Source organism: Sporosarcina soli, from assembly GCF_042655805.1.
Lineage (GTDB): Bacteria > Bacillota > Bacilli > Bacillales_A > Planococcaceae > Sporosarcina > Sporosarcina soli.
Genome location: NZ_JBHSNO010000015.1, coordinates 147,383 through 163,550, shown reverse-complemented (window position 1 = coordinate 163,550; position 16,168 = coordinate 147,383). Strand labels below are relative to the sequence as shown.

The following is a 16,168-nucleotide window of genomic DNA, read 5'->3' as shown; positions in this document are numbered from 1 at the left end:
TTGAACGCTAGAATAAAGGGAGATTGTAAAGACGATGAATGTCAATGAATTCGATTTTGATTTACCAGAACGGCTCATCGCACAAACGCCATTACAGGACCGGACAGCGAGTCGGCTAATGGTGCTTGAAAAAGAGACAGGGCACGTCGAACACCGGCATTTCCCGGATCTGCTCGATGAAGTCGAGGCGGGGGATATACTCGTACTCAATGATACACGCGTCCTTCCAGCGCGTCTGATGGGCGTGAAAGAGGACACGGGTGCGGCGATCGAAGTTCTGCTATTGAAGGAGACGGGCGAGGACGAGTGGGAGACACTTGTCAAACCAGCGAAACGCGTAAAAGTTGGCACGGTCGTCACATTCGGCGATGGCCATCTGAAAGCGGAATGTACAGATGTTTTGGAACAAGGCGGCCGACTGTTCAAGTTTCAGTATGACGGTATTTTTTATGAGATCTTGGATGCGCTCGGTCAAATGCCATTGCCGCCTTATATAACGGAAACATTGGATGATCAGGATCGCTATCAGACGGTTTTTGCGAAAGAACGCGGCTCGGCTGCTGCGCCGACGGCAGGACTCCATTTCACGGAAGAAATCTTGGATCAGTTCCGGGAAAAGGGTGTCGATGTCACCTTCATCACTTTGCATGTCGGCCTAGGGACATTCCGTCCGGTCAGCGTAGATTCGGTTGAAGCGCATACGATGCATGCTGAATATTATTCCGTCACAGAACAAACAGCCGCGGTTATCAATCAAACGAAGGAACGGGGCGGACGGGTTATTGCAGTCGGCACGACTTCCGCACGGACATTGGAAACGATCGCTTCGGCGAATGATGGGAAAATGGTCGCTACGAGTGGATGGACGTCAATCTTCATCTATCCGGGCTATACGTTCAGCATCGTGGACGGGCTTTTGACCAATTTCCATTTACCGAAATCGACGTTGTTGATGCTCATTTCGGCACTTTCGAAACGGGAACATATTCTTGCGGCATACAAACAGGCGGTCGATAAGGAATACCGTTTTTTCAGCTTCGGTGACGCCATGTTCATTAAACCGCAACAAAGAAAGGAATCAAACTAATGCCAGCCATTACTTACGAACATATTAAAACGTGTAAACAGACCGGAGCGCGTCTTGGAATCGTCCATACGCCACATGGCTCCTTCGAGACACCTGCTTTCATGCCGGTCGGGACACAGGCGACGGTCAAGACGATGTCGCCGGAAGATTTGAAAGCAGTCGGGGCAGGCATTATCTTGAGCAATACTTACCACCTATGGCTGCGTCCCGGTCACGAAATCATCAAAGAAGCGGGCGGCTTGCATAAGTTCATGAATTGGGATCGCCCGATTCTGACCGATTCGGGTGGTTTTCAAGTCTTTTCATTGAGCGAATTCCGGAAGATTGAAGAGGAAGGTGTCCATTTCAGACATCATCTAAACGGAAGCAAACTGTTCCTCAGTCCGGAAAAAGCGATGGAAATCCAAAATGCGCTCGGTCCGGATATTATGATGGCTTTTGACGAATGCCCGCCATTTCCAGCGACTTATGATTATATGAAAGCGAGTGTCGAGCGGACTTCCAGATGGGCAGAACGTTGTCTTGCAGCTCATGCTCGTCCGAATGATCAAGCCTTATTCGGGATTGTCCAAGGGGGAGAGTTTGAGGAATTGCGCAAGCAAAGCGCAAAAGACCTCGTATCACTGGATTTTCCGGGATATGCTATCGGTGGATTATCGGTCGGCGAACCGAAAGATATCATGAATCGTGTGCTGGAATTTACGACGCCGCTTCTGCCACAGGACAAACCTCGCTATTTGATGGGGGTCGGTTCACCTGATTCGCTCATCGATGGTGCGATCCGCGGAGTGGACATGTTCGACTGTGTATTGCCGACACGTATTGCACGGAACGGAACATTGATGACGAGTGAAGGGCGCTTAGTTGTCCGCAACGCAAAATATAAAAATGATTTCCGTCCACTTGACGAAAACTGCGATTGCTATGCGTGTAAAAACTATAGCCGGGCTTATATCCACCACTTGATCCGTGCGGAGGAGACGTTTGGCATCCGCCTGACGACGTATCATAATCTCCATTTCCTTCTTAATTTAATGGAACAAGTGAGAGAAGCGATTCGTCAAGATTGGCTGGGTGATTTCCGAGAAGAGTTTTTCGAAAACTACGGTTTCAACAAACCGAATGCAAAAAACTTTTGAATCTTGTATAATGAATCTTGATTGAAAGGGGGATGAAAAATGGAAGGTTTAGCAGGACTGTTGCCGTTTGTGGCAATGTTCGCTGTGATGTGGTTCTTGCTCATCAGACCGGCGCAAAAGAGACAAAAGGCGACGAAAACGATGCAAAGCGAATTGAAACGCGGAGACAATATCATCACAATCGGTGGACTTCATGGAACGATCGATGCGGTGGATGAGACATCCGTATTTATTAAAGTTTCAGATGGAACGAGATTACAATTCGAGAGACAAGCGATCGGTCGAGTTGTAGAATAATTGTAAGCACAAGAGAAGGCGATCATCTTGTCAGGATATTCCTGGCAGGGCGATCGCCTTTTTGGGCGTTTCGGAAGAGATCAAATTTCGCTTGCCTATTGGATTTATGACAAATCGGGTATAGTCCATAAATGATCAAGGGTATCCTACTTGAAAAAGGGGGATGTAGATGCACGATTTGCTCATTATTAGTTTCCGTACGGTATTCCTTTATATTCTCATCGTCATCATCTTGCGAATGATGGGGAAGCGTGAAGTCGGCGAACTTGGAGTGCTCGATGTTGTTGTCTTTGTCATTATGGCGGAAGTGGCTGCATTCGCGCTTGATTCCCCTGATCAAAAATTGATTCAGTCGATTTTGCCAATGCTCATCTTACTAGCGATTCAACTGCTGTCTTCTTATTTTTCATTGAAAAGTAAAAAATTTAGGGATCTCGTAGATGGTGATCCGACGTTGATTATAAAAAATGGGAAAATACTTGAAAGTGCAATGCGGAAACAGCGTTATAATCTTGATGATCTCTTTCAACAACTTCGTGAGCAGCAAATCGGTTCTGTACATGAGGTGTCCGTGGCTTATTTAGAGCCTTCAGGAAATCTTTCTGTATTCAAACATGCCGATGTCCAACCTGCTCTTGCCTTGATTGCGGATGGAAGCGTTCAAAAGCGGCATCTTGAAATTAGCGGGAAAACGGAGCAATGGCTTTTGGAACAGCTTCGATCTCAAGGCGTGCATGATGTGAAGACCGTTTTTTACTGTACATTTGAAGAGGGGAAGTTGAGATTCCAATTGAAAGAAGATGCTCACTGATGCTTCATCAATCTTCTGAACAGAAATAGATCGCCTTTTTTCACTTGCCCCGTCAGGATTAAGGTAACGAGGAGGAAGAGCGTTGTAATGATACATTCCGTTAACAAGCCGTAATTCCCGATGGGTAGGAAGATTGGCCGCATAATACAAGTTGCAATGAAGGCGGCATAAGGCAAGGCGAACATGGAAAACCCGGTGCCCGTCGATTTGTTTTTCCGCAGTGTGGCGATATGCAGGAACGACGTGACGAGAACCCCGAAACCGATGGCGAGCACCGCACCCGTTTCCTGTAAACCGGGCTGGGACGCTAGGACGAACATAACTCCGAGTTTTGCAATGCCTCCATAGATGGAGTTCATCATCCCGGCTTTGGCATCTCCTGTTGCCTGCAAAATCGAATACAGTGGACTTTGGATATAATAAAAGAAAAAAACAGGAGCCAGCAATGTCATATAAGAAGCGCCTTCCGTGACGTGGAAGAGCTTTTCTGCCAACGCCTGTCCGTGAATATAAAAAACCGCCGCGGCAAATGCCCCCGTTAATGACGATAAGCGAAGCGACAAATGAATCCGTTCCTGCAATTTTTTTAGGTTATGTGCGGCTACTGCCCCGCTGACAGCCGGTATGAGAACAACCGACAATGCATAAGGGATGAACGACGGAAAGAGCAACAAGGGCACGAGAACACCCGAGATGACTCCATAGAGCGTAGTGGCCGCGACAGCTGTCACCCCTGACATCCCTAATGCACGCAAAAAGATGATCGGTTCAAGAAACCAGGTAAAGGATCCGAACAACTTGCTACCGGAAGCAGGGAGCGCAATGGACAAGAGGGGCTCCATCGGGTAGCGCGGTTGCTTTTTTTGTTCCTTTGGCACACGCCTTTTTTTCTGATGGTATTTATACAGAAGATACAAGACGGAGACCACTTCCGCCAATAATGTGATGGCCATTGCATAGGAAGCGCTTAGTGCCGCATTATCCGCGACGAGTAGTAATGGTAACAACCAAGTGATCAGCGCGATGCGGACAAATTGTTCAATAATCTGGGACCATGCCGTTTCCTCGATACGGGCGATCCCCTGAAAATAACCACGGATCAACCCACCGATGGCCGCAATCGGAATAATAGCAATCCCAACATACAATGTCGTGGCAGATGCCGCATTCCCGAGCAGTGTTCCTGAAAGATACGGCACGAAAAGAATCGAGGCCGGGATGAAAACAGCCCCGGTCAAAACCGTGATAAAAGTGGAGGTTTTCATCACGGAAGGAAGTTTCACGGATTGCCCTTTCGCATCGAGTTCAGCAATCACTTTCGCAACGGCGATCGGCACACCTATTTGGACGAGCGAGAGGAAAAAGATGAACGCCGGGTATGCGGTCATGTAAATTCCCACCGCTTCTTCACCCGCAACCCGCATGAATTGGATACGATAGACGAATCCTAGAAGTTTTGTAAGGAAAACTGCGACCATGAGGACGACCGTTCCGCGAATGAATGAAGACAAAGTCAAACAACTCCTTCCTAAATACAGTCAATTCATATACACTAAACGTATGCTTACGTAATCGTACTTAGGACTGTTCATCTTCAGTCAGATGAAAGGAATGGAAACGATGACACTTCAATTCGAACAATTATTCATCCAAGTGCTACCAGCTGTTGAAAGCAAAAAGAATGAATTCCATCTATATGGCTATACGACCGTAACCGAGGAAGAGATTTGGACGTATTGTATTCGGAAAAAATGGCGAAAAAAAGATGTCGATTCGATGAAACTCCATGAAATTGTCAATAGTATCCTTCAAGTTACCCCGGCGGAATTTATGACGTATACACAGATTGAAGAACAGCGGGGCTCGGATTGGTTTTCCGATCTGAATAGTGAGGAACTGCAAATTCTTCTCTCACCACAAAAGCAGGAAAATAAGTTATGATATAGAAACGCAAGTTCATTTGACACATGGATGGCCGTGTTTCATAATGGACGTATTGCGTTTTTGGCATGTACATAGCAAGTTGTTGTGCCGCTCCACATAAAGAGGGGGAAAATGGATTATGAAAAGAAGAGGACGAATCGTTGCGTTCCTATTATTGCTTGTCGTGTTTGCCGCGACAATCGGGACGACGACCAATCCAATATTGAAAAATGTCAAACTCGGTCTCGATTTACAAGGAGGCTTTGAAGTTCTTTATCATGTTGAAGAGTTGAAGGATGGTCAAAAAATAACAGAAGCAGTGGTTACCGATACAGCAAGTGCGCTGTCTAGACGGGTTAATGCGCTCGGTGTCAGTGAACCTGTCATCCAGGTCGAGTCCGGTAATCGGATCCGTGTCCAGCTTGCTGGCGTAGAGGACCAGGAAACTGCTCGGGAAATGTTGTCGACACAAGCGAATTTGACATTCCGGGACGCAGACGACAACATCATTCTAGACGGGGATGATTTGAAAGAAGGAAAAGCGAAAGAGGGTTTTGGCGAAACAGGTAATCCTGTTGTCACACTTGAAATGAAAGATCCGAAGAAATTCGGTCAAGTGACAACGGAAATTTCAAGTAGACCAGCGCCCGATAACGTTCTTGTCATCTGGCTCGATTTTGAAGAGGGTGTAGACTCCTATAAGGAGGAAATGCTCAAACCGGATCCTAAGTTCGTTTCAGCACCACGCGTTCAGTATCCAATCAATTCATCTAATGTTGAGATTTCAGGGGATTTCACATTGCAAGAGGCAAAAGATCTTTCCGGAATTTTGAATGCAGGTGCATTACCGGTCCATCTTAAAGAAGTGTACTCGACATCCGTCGGGGCGCAATTCGGTGAACAGGCACTCACGAAGACAGTTGACGCGGGCATCATCGGTATCGCGCTTATCTTCATCTTTATGCTTGTCTATTACAGAATACCTGGATTAGTGGCCGTCATTACGTTATCGATTTACGTCTATCTTATCTTGCTTGTTTTCACGCTCATCAATGGTGTCCTGACATTGCCAGGTATCGCGGCATTGGTGCTCGGGGTCGGGATGGCTGTCGATGCGAACATTTTGACATATGAACGGATCCGTGAAGAATTGCGTGTCGGTAAATCAGTGAAGGCAGCGTTCCAAGCCGGAGCGAAGCAAGCATTCACAGCTATATTGGATGCGAACCTGACAACCATTTTGGCGGCAGTCGTCCTCTTTATTTTCGGGACGAGCTCTGTCCAAGGATTTGCGCTTATTTTGATCATCAGTATTCTTGCCAGCTTTGTGACAGCTGTATGGGGAACCCGTTTGTTGCTCGGATTGCTTGTCAATAGCGGTATGCTCGATGGAAAACCGGGGATGTTCGGTATTTCAAAACATAAGGTCCACGCTCCGGAAGAAGGCGTGGAAACATTGGAATTGTCAACGAAATTCGATCGTGTCGATTTCGTTGGGACCCGCAAAAGATTTTATATCCTTTCGTCAATCCTTCTCATTGCCGGAGTGATTATGCTTGGTGTCTTCAAATTGAATCTCGGCATCGACTTCTCCAGTGGGACGCGTGTGGAAATCCTTTCCAACGAACCATTGACAGAGGCTGGACTGCAGGAGCAATTAGATGAAATCGGACACCCTTCTAGTGATATCGTCATTTCGGGCGAAACAGGTAATATTGGTGTTGTCCGATACAAAGAAGAGTTCAGTCAGGCAGAAGTCAATAAAATAAAAGCAGACCTTGCTACCGTATATGGAGCCGATCCGAATATTTCGACCGTATCATCGATAGTCGGTAAGGAACTGGCGAAAAATGCAGTTTATGCCCTCCTGTATGCGGCACTCGGTATTCTCATCTATGTGGCATTTCGTTTCGAATGGCGTATGGGTCTGGCGACTGTCATCGGACTGATCCATGATGTGTTCTTTATGCTGGCGATTTTCAGCATTTTGCGGTTGGAAGTGGATATTACATTCATCGCCGCCGTTCTGACCATTGTCGGTTACTCCATCAATGACACAATTGTCACATTTGACCGGATTCGTGAAAACTTGAATCGCCGGGGTACGATCACCGACGTGTCGGAACTTGCGGATATTGTCAACAAATCCCTTCGTCAAACACTTGGCCGTTCTGTCAATACGGTGTTGACAGTTATCTTTGTTGTCGTGGCATTGATTTTAATGGGTGCCGAGGCAATCCGCCCATTCTCTATCGCCTTATTGATCGGATTAATCGCAGGGACTTACTCTTCCATCTTCATTTCAGCTCAAATCTGGTTTGACCTGAAAAAACGTGAAATGAAAGAAAAGGGCGCTATTAAAGTGGAGCAAGAAAAGAAAAAATGGGGTTCAGACGAGCCTGTTGTCTAATAGGTTTCATATAGGAATGGAACAGGGTATAATTTAACTATACCCTGTTCTTTTTTCATGATAAGGAGGTTATCCGATGAAGTTTCAGTGGAATTTATTATTTGGACTTTTATTTGCGATTGTGATCGCCTGGTTTGCCATTGTCAATGTCGAGTCAGTTAAAGTGAATTACATTTTTGGGGAAGCGCAATGGCCATTGATTCTGGTCATCTTAGGTTCCGCTTTCCTTGGTGCTATCATTAGCATCTTTGTAGCGATGTTCCGCTCGGTTCAGTCAAAGCATCGGATGAAAGAACTTCAAAAAGAAATGACGGCAAAGGAATTGACCATTGCGGCGCAACAAAATGAGATTGCGGAATTGCAAAAACAGCATGCGCGTCGTGTTGACCATGTTCCAACGGCGGAAAAACTTGCGGAATGATGCGCAAAACACTTTCTTCGGTATGGAGAAGGTGTTTTTTTATCTTCATTCAGCAGGAGATTCCTACCTCAGTAGGTGATGTGATGAATGCAGTTTTGTTTTCCATGTTCTGTGGGTGTTCAAACGTCCGCTGAACGAAAAATGGAAGGCAGTCTAAGATCGCGACGTCCGATAAGGAAGGTACCTTAATTTCTGCAAAGTTTGCGGAAATACGGCAAATCGAACCCTTCATTGTTCGATTCCCAATTCAAAATTTAGACGCAATCAAGCCGAGGCGTGATTAATCTATTGTTGGAGTAATTAGAACTTCTTCTGCCGCTTTCAGATACCGAAATGATTCGTTATAATGAACGTAAGGATGTGAAAGATTTTGATACAATCAATGAAAAGATGGACCGTGGAAAGGCCTGACATGCAAATCGTCGAAGCGTTGACGAAACAAGTCGGCATTTCAACGGTCCAAGCGAAGATACTTGCGGCAAGAGGGATAACGGACCCAATTGAAGCGGAAAATTTCCTATATATGACAGAATCGGCTATCCATGATCCATTTTTATTTCATGATATGGATAAGGCGGTCAAACTGATTAAACAAGCGATTGCGGCTGACAAGAAAATTGTTGTCTATGGCGATTATGATGCAGACGGTGTGACGAGTGTAACGGTGCTGACGACCGCATTAGAACGTCTCGGAGCAGATGTCTTCTTTGCCATTCCAGATCGTTTTGAGCATGGCTATGGTCCGAATAAAGACCTCTTCCAAGAGTTGTATGCCCAAGGCGCGTCTCTCATCATTACAGTCGACAATGGAATTGCCGGCGTCGATGAAATTGCATTTGCCAAAACACTCGGCTTGCAAGTGATTGTGACGGATCATCACGAGATCGGAGAAATGTTGCCAGCTGCGGATGCGATCATCCATCCACGCCATCCTGAAGGAAATTACCCATTTGGAGAACTGGCAGGTGTCGGGGTCGCTTTCAAGCTTGCCAGCGCACTTTTGGAAGGAACTCCACAAGACTTGATCGAGCTTGTAGCGATTGGAACGGTTGCCGATCTTGTTCCACTACAGGGGGAGAATAGATACTTTGTCAAAGAGGGAATTCGACGGATGCGGATTTCCAAAAGGCCTGCCATTCAAGCACTTACGAAAATCTCCAGCACGGATCAGAGAACACTGAATGAGGAATCGCTCGGCTTTATGATTGGACCCCGTTTGAATGCGGCGGGCCGTCTTGGAGACGCCTCCCCAGCAGTACATTTACTCAAATCGGAAAATATGGAGCAAGCACTCGCACTTGCTACAGAATTGGATGAGCTAAACAAAGAAAGGCAAGCGCTCGTTTCTGCCATCCATCAGGAAACGGAAGACATCATTGCCAGGATGTACGGCACGGATATCCCGCTTGTCTTCGTCATTGCTGCAGAAGGATGGAATGCAGGCGTGATCGGAATTGTCGCTTCCCGCATCACAGACAAATATCACCGTCCGACCATCGTCCTATCGATTGATGAAGAGAAAGGGATTGCGAAAGGATCTGCTCGAAGTATTCCAGGCTTCGACCTGTTCGCAGAATTGTCGCAATGCGCACAGTTGCTCACGCATTTCGGCGGTCACCAAATGGCGGCAGGCATGTCCCTTGAAGTTTCGCATATCGATTTGTTACGTAAACAACTGAATGCGCAGGCGGAAGAAGTATTGAACGACGATATGCTTTCTCCTGAACTGCTCATCGATGTTCCGCTTACGATAGATGAAATCGATGTGGATGTTCTGGAATCGTTGGAATTATTACGTCCGTTCGGCATGTCGTTTGAAAAGCCAAACTATCTTCTGGAAGATCTATCTGTTAAGTCTTTCCGAAAAATTGGAGCTGCCAAAAATCATTTGAAATTGGAATTGGTAGATGGGGAACAGACGCTAGACGCTATTGGTTTCGGGATAGGCCATATCGCCGACGAACTGACTCCTGCAATTACATTGTCGGTAGCGGGCGATTTGCAAGTGAATGAGTGGAACGGACTTAAAAAGCCGCAACTGATGATTGGGGATATCCGATCGGATGAATGGCAGTTATTTGACTTGAGGGGAGTCCGTGAACCTTCCAGATGGTTGCCATCCATTCCGGTGGATCATACGTCGTTTGTTGCATTTCACGAACGGACAGTCAAGCAGTTCCAATCTTCATTGAAAGGCATCGCCATCGATATTTACGGACGCCGACCTGTAACAGAGGTGAAAAATCTGGTCCTTTTGGATATTCCAGAGAACGAAAAGGATTTACAGGAATTGGTTTTAGCGACAGCGCCTGAGCGAATCTATGCCCATTTCCATGCACCGGAATCAGTGTATTTCGATGGACTTCCGAACCGCGAACAATTCGGCTGGTACTATAGCTTCTTGAAAAAGCGCGGGACATTCGATCTGTCAAAGAACGGTGAACTGTTGTCGAAGCATAAAGGCTGGAAAAAAGATTCGGTAATTTTCATGTCAAAGGTGTTTTCTGAACTTGGATTTGTTAAGATAGAAGATGGTTTTGTTTCCATTGTGGAAACGATAGAAAAACGGGATCTTTCCGAAGCACCGTCTTATCAAGCACGTGCGCGTCAGATGGAGCTCGAAAAGAATTTGCTCTATACACCCCATTTGGAATTGAAAAGTTGGTTCGACACAGTCCTTAAGGGCACTGTCGACAGGGAGGAACATCAATGGATTTAAAAAATTATGTGACGATTGTACCGGATTACCCGAGAGAAGGAATTAGTTTCAAAGATATTTCGACAATCATGGATAATGGCAAAGCTTATAAATACGCGACAGACGAAATCGTTAAATATGCAAAAGAAGTCGGTACGGATATTATCGTCGGCCCCGAAGCGCGCGGATTCATCATCGGTTGCCCGGTGGCGTATGCGTTGGAAGTCGGCTTCGCTCCTGTGCGCAAACCGGGGAAACTGCCGAGAGAGACGATCAAAGTGGAATACGATTTAGAGTATGGTACGGATACGTTGACCATTCACAAAGATGCCATCAAGCCGGGACAGCGTGTACTCATTGTCGATGACCTGCTCGCTACAGGTGGAACGGTCGGAGCCACAATCGAACTGGTCGAGAAACTCGGCGGGATCGTTGCAGGATGCGCATTCATCATTGAATTGTCCTATTTAAACGGCCGGGAAAAACTAAAAGGCTATGATATGCGCGCATTGATCAATTATTAAAGAAAACAACAGGAAATAAGTCCTCCGCATTAGAGCGGGGGATTTTTCTCTATCTTACCCCTTTACATCTTTATGCTTTTATACATACAATAGAAGTATTATCATTTTTTTTGCGGAAAGAGTCGAAAGGAGTAATAACATGGCGAAAAATCGTGACATGACAGCGGAAGAGATATTTTCACTGGTCTCCTCTTATATGAATGCCGAGCATGTCGAATTTATCAAAAAAGCATACGAGTCTGCAAAATCCGCTCATGAAGGCCAGTTCAGAAGTTCAGGTGAGGCATACATTCTTCATCCTGTCCAAGTTGCGGGTATTCTCGCTCAATTACAAATGGATCCTTCGACGGTGGCTGCGGGTTTTCTACACGATGTGGTGGAAGACACGGAAGTCAGCAGGGAAGATATCATTCGTGAATTTGGAGAAGAAGTGGCATTACTTGTCGATGGGGTTACGAAACTTGAAAAGCTGAAATATAAATCCAAAGAGGAAAAACAAGCGGAAAACCATCGGAAAATGTTCGTGGCCATGGCACAGGATATCCGTGTCATACTGATAAAACTGGCGGACAGGCTTCATAATATGCGGACTTTGAAACATGTGCCGGAAGAGAAACAGCGTCGTGTCGCAGCTGAAACATTGGAAATATTCGCTCCGCTTGCTCATCGTCTCGGAATCTCCGCCATTAAATGGGAGCTTGAAGATACGGCATTGCGTTATTTGAATCCGCAACAGTATTACCGGATCGTCAATATGATGAAACGCAAAAGGGTTGAACGTGAAAATTACTTGGAAAATGTCATGGATCAAATCAGAGAGGAAATCGGCTTGATGGACATTCAAGCTGAACTTTCAGGTCGTCCCAAACATTTGTATTCCATCTATCGGAAAATGATTCTCCAAAAGAAGGAATTCAATGAAATTTACGATCTGCTCGCCGTACGGATTCTCGTTTCCAGTATTAAAGATTGCTATGCAGTCCTTGGGATTATCCATACGCTTTGGAAACCGATGCCGGGCAGATTCAAGGACTATATCGCCATGCCGAAACAGAATCTTTATCAGTCATTGCATACAACTGTCGTCGGGCCAGCGGGTGATCCGCTTGAAGTGCAAATCCGGACGGAAGAAATGCATAAAATAGCTGAATTCGGTGTTGCTGCACATTGGGCTTACAAGGAAGGGAAATCGGTTTCAGATCGACCAAGCGATATCGATTCGAAATTGACGTGGTTCAGGGAGATCCTTGAATTCCAAAACGAGTCATCCAACGCAGAAGAATTTATGGAATCATTGAAATTCGACTTATTTTCGGATATGGTCTACGTCTTTACACCTGACGGGGACGTATTGGAGTTGCCAGCAGGATCGGTCCCGATTGATTTTGCCTACCGTGTCCATTCTGAAGTCGGAAATCGGACCATCGGGGCGAAAGTGAACGGTAAAATGGTGCCGCTCGATGCTGAGTTGGTGACAGGGGACATTATTGAAATTTTGACGTCGAAGCAATCTTTCGGACCGAGCCGGGATTGGTTGAAAATCGCCAAAACCTCTCAAGCGAAAAATAAAATCCGTCAATTTTTCAAGAAGCAACTACGTGCGGAAAATATTCAAAAAGGCCGGGAAATGATTGAAAGGGAAGTGAAAGCACAGGAATATGATTTAAAGGAAGTGCTCACAAACGAGAACATTAACCGGACCATCGAGAAATTCAGTTTCACTTCCGAAGAGGATATGTATGCGGCAGTTGGCTTTAACGGCGTCACCGCTCAACAAGTCGTCAATCGCCTTGCTGAAAAAATGAGACGCGAACGAGAAAAGCAAGATACGATCGATAAAATCGTTTCAGAGATGAATTCCGCTTCCCCTTCGAAAATGACGGAGTCGGGCGTCATTGTGAAAGGCATTGAAAATCTATTGATTCGCTTATCTAAATGTTGCAATCCTGTTCCGGGCGATCAAATTGTCGGATTTATTACGAAAGGACGCGGTGTGTCCGTTCACAGGTTTGACTGCCCGAATATCATCACAAGTGAAATGGAGGAAGATGATCGCCTTATCGATGTGGAATGGGCGGTTGGTCCGTCCACTTCAAAGAAAGAATTTCATGTGGATATCGAAGTGACTGCATTCGATCGTCAAGGTGTCTTAAACGAACTGATGATGGTCATTGCAGATATGAAAACACCACTTGTCGCGGTTAACGGCAAGATGGATCGGGATAAAATTGCTCGTATTCATCTGACAATCAAAATAACAGATATTGCACATTTACATCGAATTGTCGATCGGATTAAGCAAATTCGTGACATTTATTCCGTGCAACGTGTCATCAATTAAGCGGGAGGTGGAGTAGATGCGAGTCGTATTGCAAAGATCGGGTCCGGCAGCGGTCCGTGTAAACGGAGAAGTGACAGGGCAAATCGACAAAGGGTATGTCTTGCTTGTAGGCATCACGCATACAGATACGGAGCAAGACGTGGCGTATGTTGCAAAGAAAATCGCCGGTCTCCGTTTGTGGGAAGACGAGGAAGGGAAGATGAACCGCTCCATCGACGAGGTGGACGGTGACATTTTATCAGTCTCCCAGTTTACGTTGTATGGGGATACGAAGAAAGGAAGACGTCCTAGTTTCATTGAAGCGGCGCGACCGGAGCATGCAGAACCGTTATGGCACTATTTCAATCGTAAATTGGAAGAAGAAGGATTGGCTGTGCAAACGGGTATCTTCGGCGCCATGATGGATGTCGAACTCGTGAATGATGGACCTGTGACAATCATTGTCGAATCAAAATCATAAAAAGGGGCTGTTCAGAAAGTCGATTTTTACTGACTTTCTGGACAGCCCTTTTATCTTCGTTCAGACGCTCGCTGAACGAAGATAAAGCCTTGATTCAATCTTCCTCATTAAAATAGTTGAGAAGACCTTGGTAAATGCCATGGGAGGCTTGTTCACGGAACATATCCGTCGTTACGGCCCGTTCCTCTACAGCGTTGGATAAAAATCCGAGTTCAATCAAAATAGCATTTTGCCTATTTTCACGTAACACAAGGAAATCACCCGGTTGTGCCCCGCGGTCACGTAGGTTGACAGAGGATGCTAGTCCATCATTCACGGCTTCAGCCAGTTTCCGTTGACGCGGATGGGTATAGTAAGTTGTGAAACCTGTTACAGACGTATCAGGGTTTGCATCGTAATGCACGCTGACGAAGGCATCTGCATTCGCATGATGGCTGACAGCGACCCGTTTACGTAACGGAATATACGTGTCCGTTTCTCGCGTCATTACCACGTCCGCGCCGGCAGCTTTTAACTTGGAAGCCAATCGTTCGGAAGTAAGCAATGTGATGTTCTTTTCGTCGGTGCCCCGTGCGCCGGTTGTTCCGCGGTCATTGCCGCCATGACCTGGATCAATGACGATGGTCAGTCCTTTTAAAGTGCCTGGTACCCGCGCTTTTTTTTCTTTCATGACAGGCTCTGTTGTGACCGGTGTTTCATCGGTGGAAACGACCCAGTTAGCGACAAAGGCAGAACGTCCGGATGCCAAAGTAATTTCATACCAATCCCCATGGTCTTGAATGATCGGGAACCTTTCTCCTGCATCCGCACGTGCGACGATTTGCGAAGAAGTCGTCGCTTGTTCCCGGATGTTTGTCCCATCAGTAAGAATCGTTACATTCCCATTTTTCGGTTTATCGGTTGCCTGTTGGGATGTTGAGGATAGAACCCCGTGGAACGAATAGACCCAACCTTGTTGTTTGGTACCGAATGCAATACGAACCCAATTGCCATCGACTTCTTGGATAGCATAGGACTCACCCCGATGGATCAGACCAATCCGTTTGGATGATAGATCCGCTTTTTTTCGGACATTCAGGGCGTCTACCCCAACTGTGAACGTCGAGGCCGATGAGACTTGTTCTTTTGACGTTGTAGCAACAACTGGACTTTCTGATTGTGAAATATAGTCTGTATGTACCCAACCAGTAATGCCTGCGTATGAAATGGAAGCCCATTCGCCATTCTCGCCGGTCATCGTCGCCTCGTCACCGGCATCCATTCGTCCCAATACCGCAGAACCAACGGATGGTGCAGACCGGATATTTAATTGGTTGACCTGTGAAACGACGGTCTTCGCTGTACCGGATGTGCGATTGTCGGCAGATGTGAGCCATGAGGCAATCCAGCCATTCTGGATTTTCAACCAGTCCCCATCTGTTGCAAGCACTTCGACACGATCTCCATTTTTCAGCGATCCTGTCACGGCATAGGTCAGGCCGGGACCTGAACGGATATGGAGCGAATCCACCTCTACAATAACGGCATCCGTATTCGCGTATGTTTTAGGAATCGCCGGGAAAAGACTCAGTAAAAGAACACAAGCAATTATCCATTTTCCCCATTTTAACAAATTATCCACCTCCATCATCTCTATTGTAAAATTTTTTCGGATAAAAAACTATAATACATTACACCTAAGTGCAATTACATCCGGATTTTGAATCGAGCTTGGGGCCTACTGGATATAGATCATATAGAGATGAAAGTCTTTTACTGAATAAAGATAAAGGAAAAAGGTTGACACATTGGAGACGAATCATTAAGATAATGGTTGATTGACATTGTCATTTGCAATTTCGATGAATAAACAATGATGCTGAAGACATGGAAAGTATTTGTAAAGTTGGCTGACAAGAGAGGGACGGACGTGGCTGAAATCCATCCTACAGACAGTTACAAGGAAAAACACCATCGAGGCTCCGTGCTGAACGATTTCCATTCAGTAGGTGCGGACGGAACCGGCCGTTATCCGGGTGTTGAGTGGGCGCATCCATATTTGCGCCAATCTGGGTGGA

Annotated in this window: 13 protein-coding genes and 1 other annotated feature (1 of these 14 only partly in view); of the genes, 11 read left to right on the top strand and 2 right to left on the bottom strand. The window is 46.1% G+C overall.

Annotation, left to right across the window (positions count from 1 at the left end):
- Positions 1-34: 34 nt before the first annotated feature.
- The 4 genes from queA (at position 35) to ACFPRA_RS19750 (ending at position 3,334) form a co-directional block, all read left to right on the top strand.
- The gene (gene queA, locus ACFPRA_RS19765; protein WP_381438511.1) at positions 35-1,087 is read left to right on the top strand and encodes a tRNA preQ1(34) S-adenosylmethionine ribosyltransferase-isomerase QueA; all 1,053 of its coding nucleotides are present in this window, start codon (positions 35-37) and stop codon (positions 1,085-1,087) included.
- Complete coding sequence (tgt, locus tag ACFPRA_RS19760) at positions 1,087-2,226, top strand: tRNA guanosine(34) transglycosylase Tgt (RefSeq protein WP_381438509.1); 1,140 nt, start codon at positions 1,087-1,089, stop codon at positions 2,224-2,226. The genes queA and tgt overlap by 1 nt, the downstream gene beginning before the upstream one ends.
- 39 nt (positions 2,227-2,265) lie before the next feature.
- A complete protein-coding gene (gene yajC / locus ACFPRA_RS19755; protein ID WP_239391983.1) occupies positions 2,266-2,523 on the top strand; it encodes a preprotein translocase subunit YajC in 258 nt (85 codons plus the stop codon).
- Positions 2,524-2,692: 169 nt separating this feature from the next.
- Positions 2,693-3,334 (top strand): DUF421 domain-containing protein, encoded by a 642-nt coding sequence (locus tag ACFPRA_RS19750; RefSeq protein ID WP_381438505.1) that lies wholly within the window; start codon positions 2,693-2,695, stop codon positions 3,332-3,334.
- On the opposite strand, the gene ACFPRA_RS19745 is transcribed toward ACFPRA_RS19750, so the two are convergent.
- Positions 3,328-4,845 (bottom strand): putative polysaccharide biosynthesis protein, encoded by a 1,518-nt coding sequence (locus tag ACFPRA_RS19745; protein WP_381438503.1) that lies wholly within the window; start codon positions 4,843-4,845, stop codon positions 3,328-3,330. The genes ACFPRA_RS19750 and ACFPRA_RS19745 overlap by 7 nt on opposite strands.
- A 109-nt stretch (positions 4,846-4,954) precedes the next feature.
- On the opposite strand from ACFPRA_RS19745, the gene ACFPRA_RS19740 reads away from it, so the two are divergent.
- The 7 genes from ACFPRA_RS19740 to dtd all read left to right on the top strand — a co-directional run bounded on the left by ACFPRA_RS19740 (position 4,955) and on the right by dtd (position 14,111).
- On the top strand, positions 4,955-5,275 hold the full coding sequence (locus tag ACFPRA_RS19740; RefSeq protein ID WP_381438498.1) for a post-transcriptional regulator: 321 nt from the start codon (positions 4,955-4,957) through the stop codon (positions 5,273-5,275).
- 121 nt (positions 5,276-5,396) lie between these two features.
- The gene (gene secDF / locus ACFPRA_RS19735) at positions 5,397-7,667 is read left to right on the top strand and encodes a protein translocase subunit SecDF (protein ID WP_381438496.1); all 2,271 of its coding nucleotides are present in this window, start codon (positions 5,397-5,399) and stop codon (positions 7,665-7,667) included.
- A 76-nt stretch (positions 7,668-7,743) separates the two neighbouring features.
- The gene (locus ACFPRA_RS19730; RefSeq protein ID WP_381438494.1) at positions 7,744-8,088 is read left to right on the top strand and encodes a LapA family protein; all 345 of its coding nucleotides are present in this window, start codon (positions 7,744-7,746) and stop codon (positions 8,086-8,088) included.
- A gap of 370 nt (positions 8,089-8,458) precedes the next feature.
- Positions 8,459-10,807 carry a single-stranded-DNA-specific exonuclease RecJ gene (recJ, locus tag ACFPRA_RS19725; protein WP_381438491.1) on the top strand — a complete coding sequence of 783 codons (2,349 nt, stop codon included), beginning with the start codon at positions 8,459-8,461 and terminating at the stop codon, positions 10,805-10,807.
- A complete protein-coding gene (locus ACFPRA_RS19720; protein ID WP_381438489.1) occupies positions 10,798-11,310 on the top strand; it encodes an adenine phosphoribosyltransferase in 513 nt (170 codons plus the stop codon). The genes recJ and ACFPRA_RS19720 overlap by 10 nt, the downstream gene beginning before the upstream one ends.
- A gap of 139 nt (positions 11,311-11,449) precedes the next feature.
- On the top strand, positions 11,450-13,651 hold the full coding sequence (locus tag ACFPRA_RS19715; RefSeq protein WP_381438487.1) for a RelA/SpoT family protein: 2,202 nt from the start codon (positions 11,450-11,452) through the stop codon (positions 13,649-13,651).
- 16 nt (positions 13,652-13,667) lie between these two features.
- Positions 13,668-14,111: a D-aminoacyl-tRNA deacylase gene (dtd, locus tag ACFPRA_RS19710; RefSeq protein WP_381438484.1), complete on the top strand. Its 444-nt coding sequence runs from the start codon at positions 13,668-13,670 to the stop codon at positions 14,109-14,111.
- Between the two features lie 94 nt (positions 14,112-14,205).
- Here the strand turns inward: dtd and ACFPRA_RS19705 are convergent, their stop codons facing one another.
- On the bottom strand, positions 14,206-15,723 hold the full coding sequence (locus ACFPRA_RS19705) for an N-acetylmuramoyl-L-alanine amidase (RefSeq protein ID WP_381438481.1): 1,518 nt from the start codon (positions 15,721-15,723) through the stop codon (positions 14,206-14,208).
- A gap of 240 nt (positions 15,724-15,963) precedes the next feature.
- Positions 15,964-16,168, top strand: a binding site (T-box leader) (it continues 35 nt past the right edge of the window).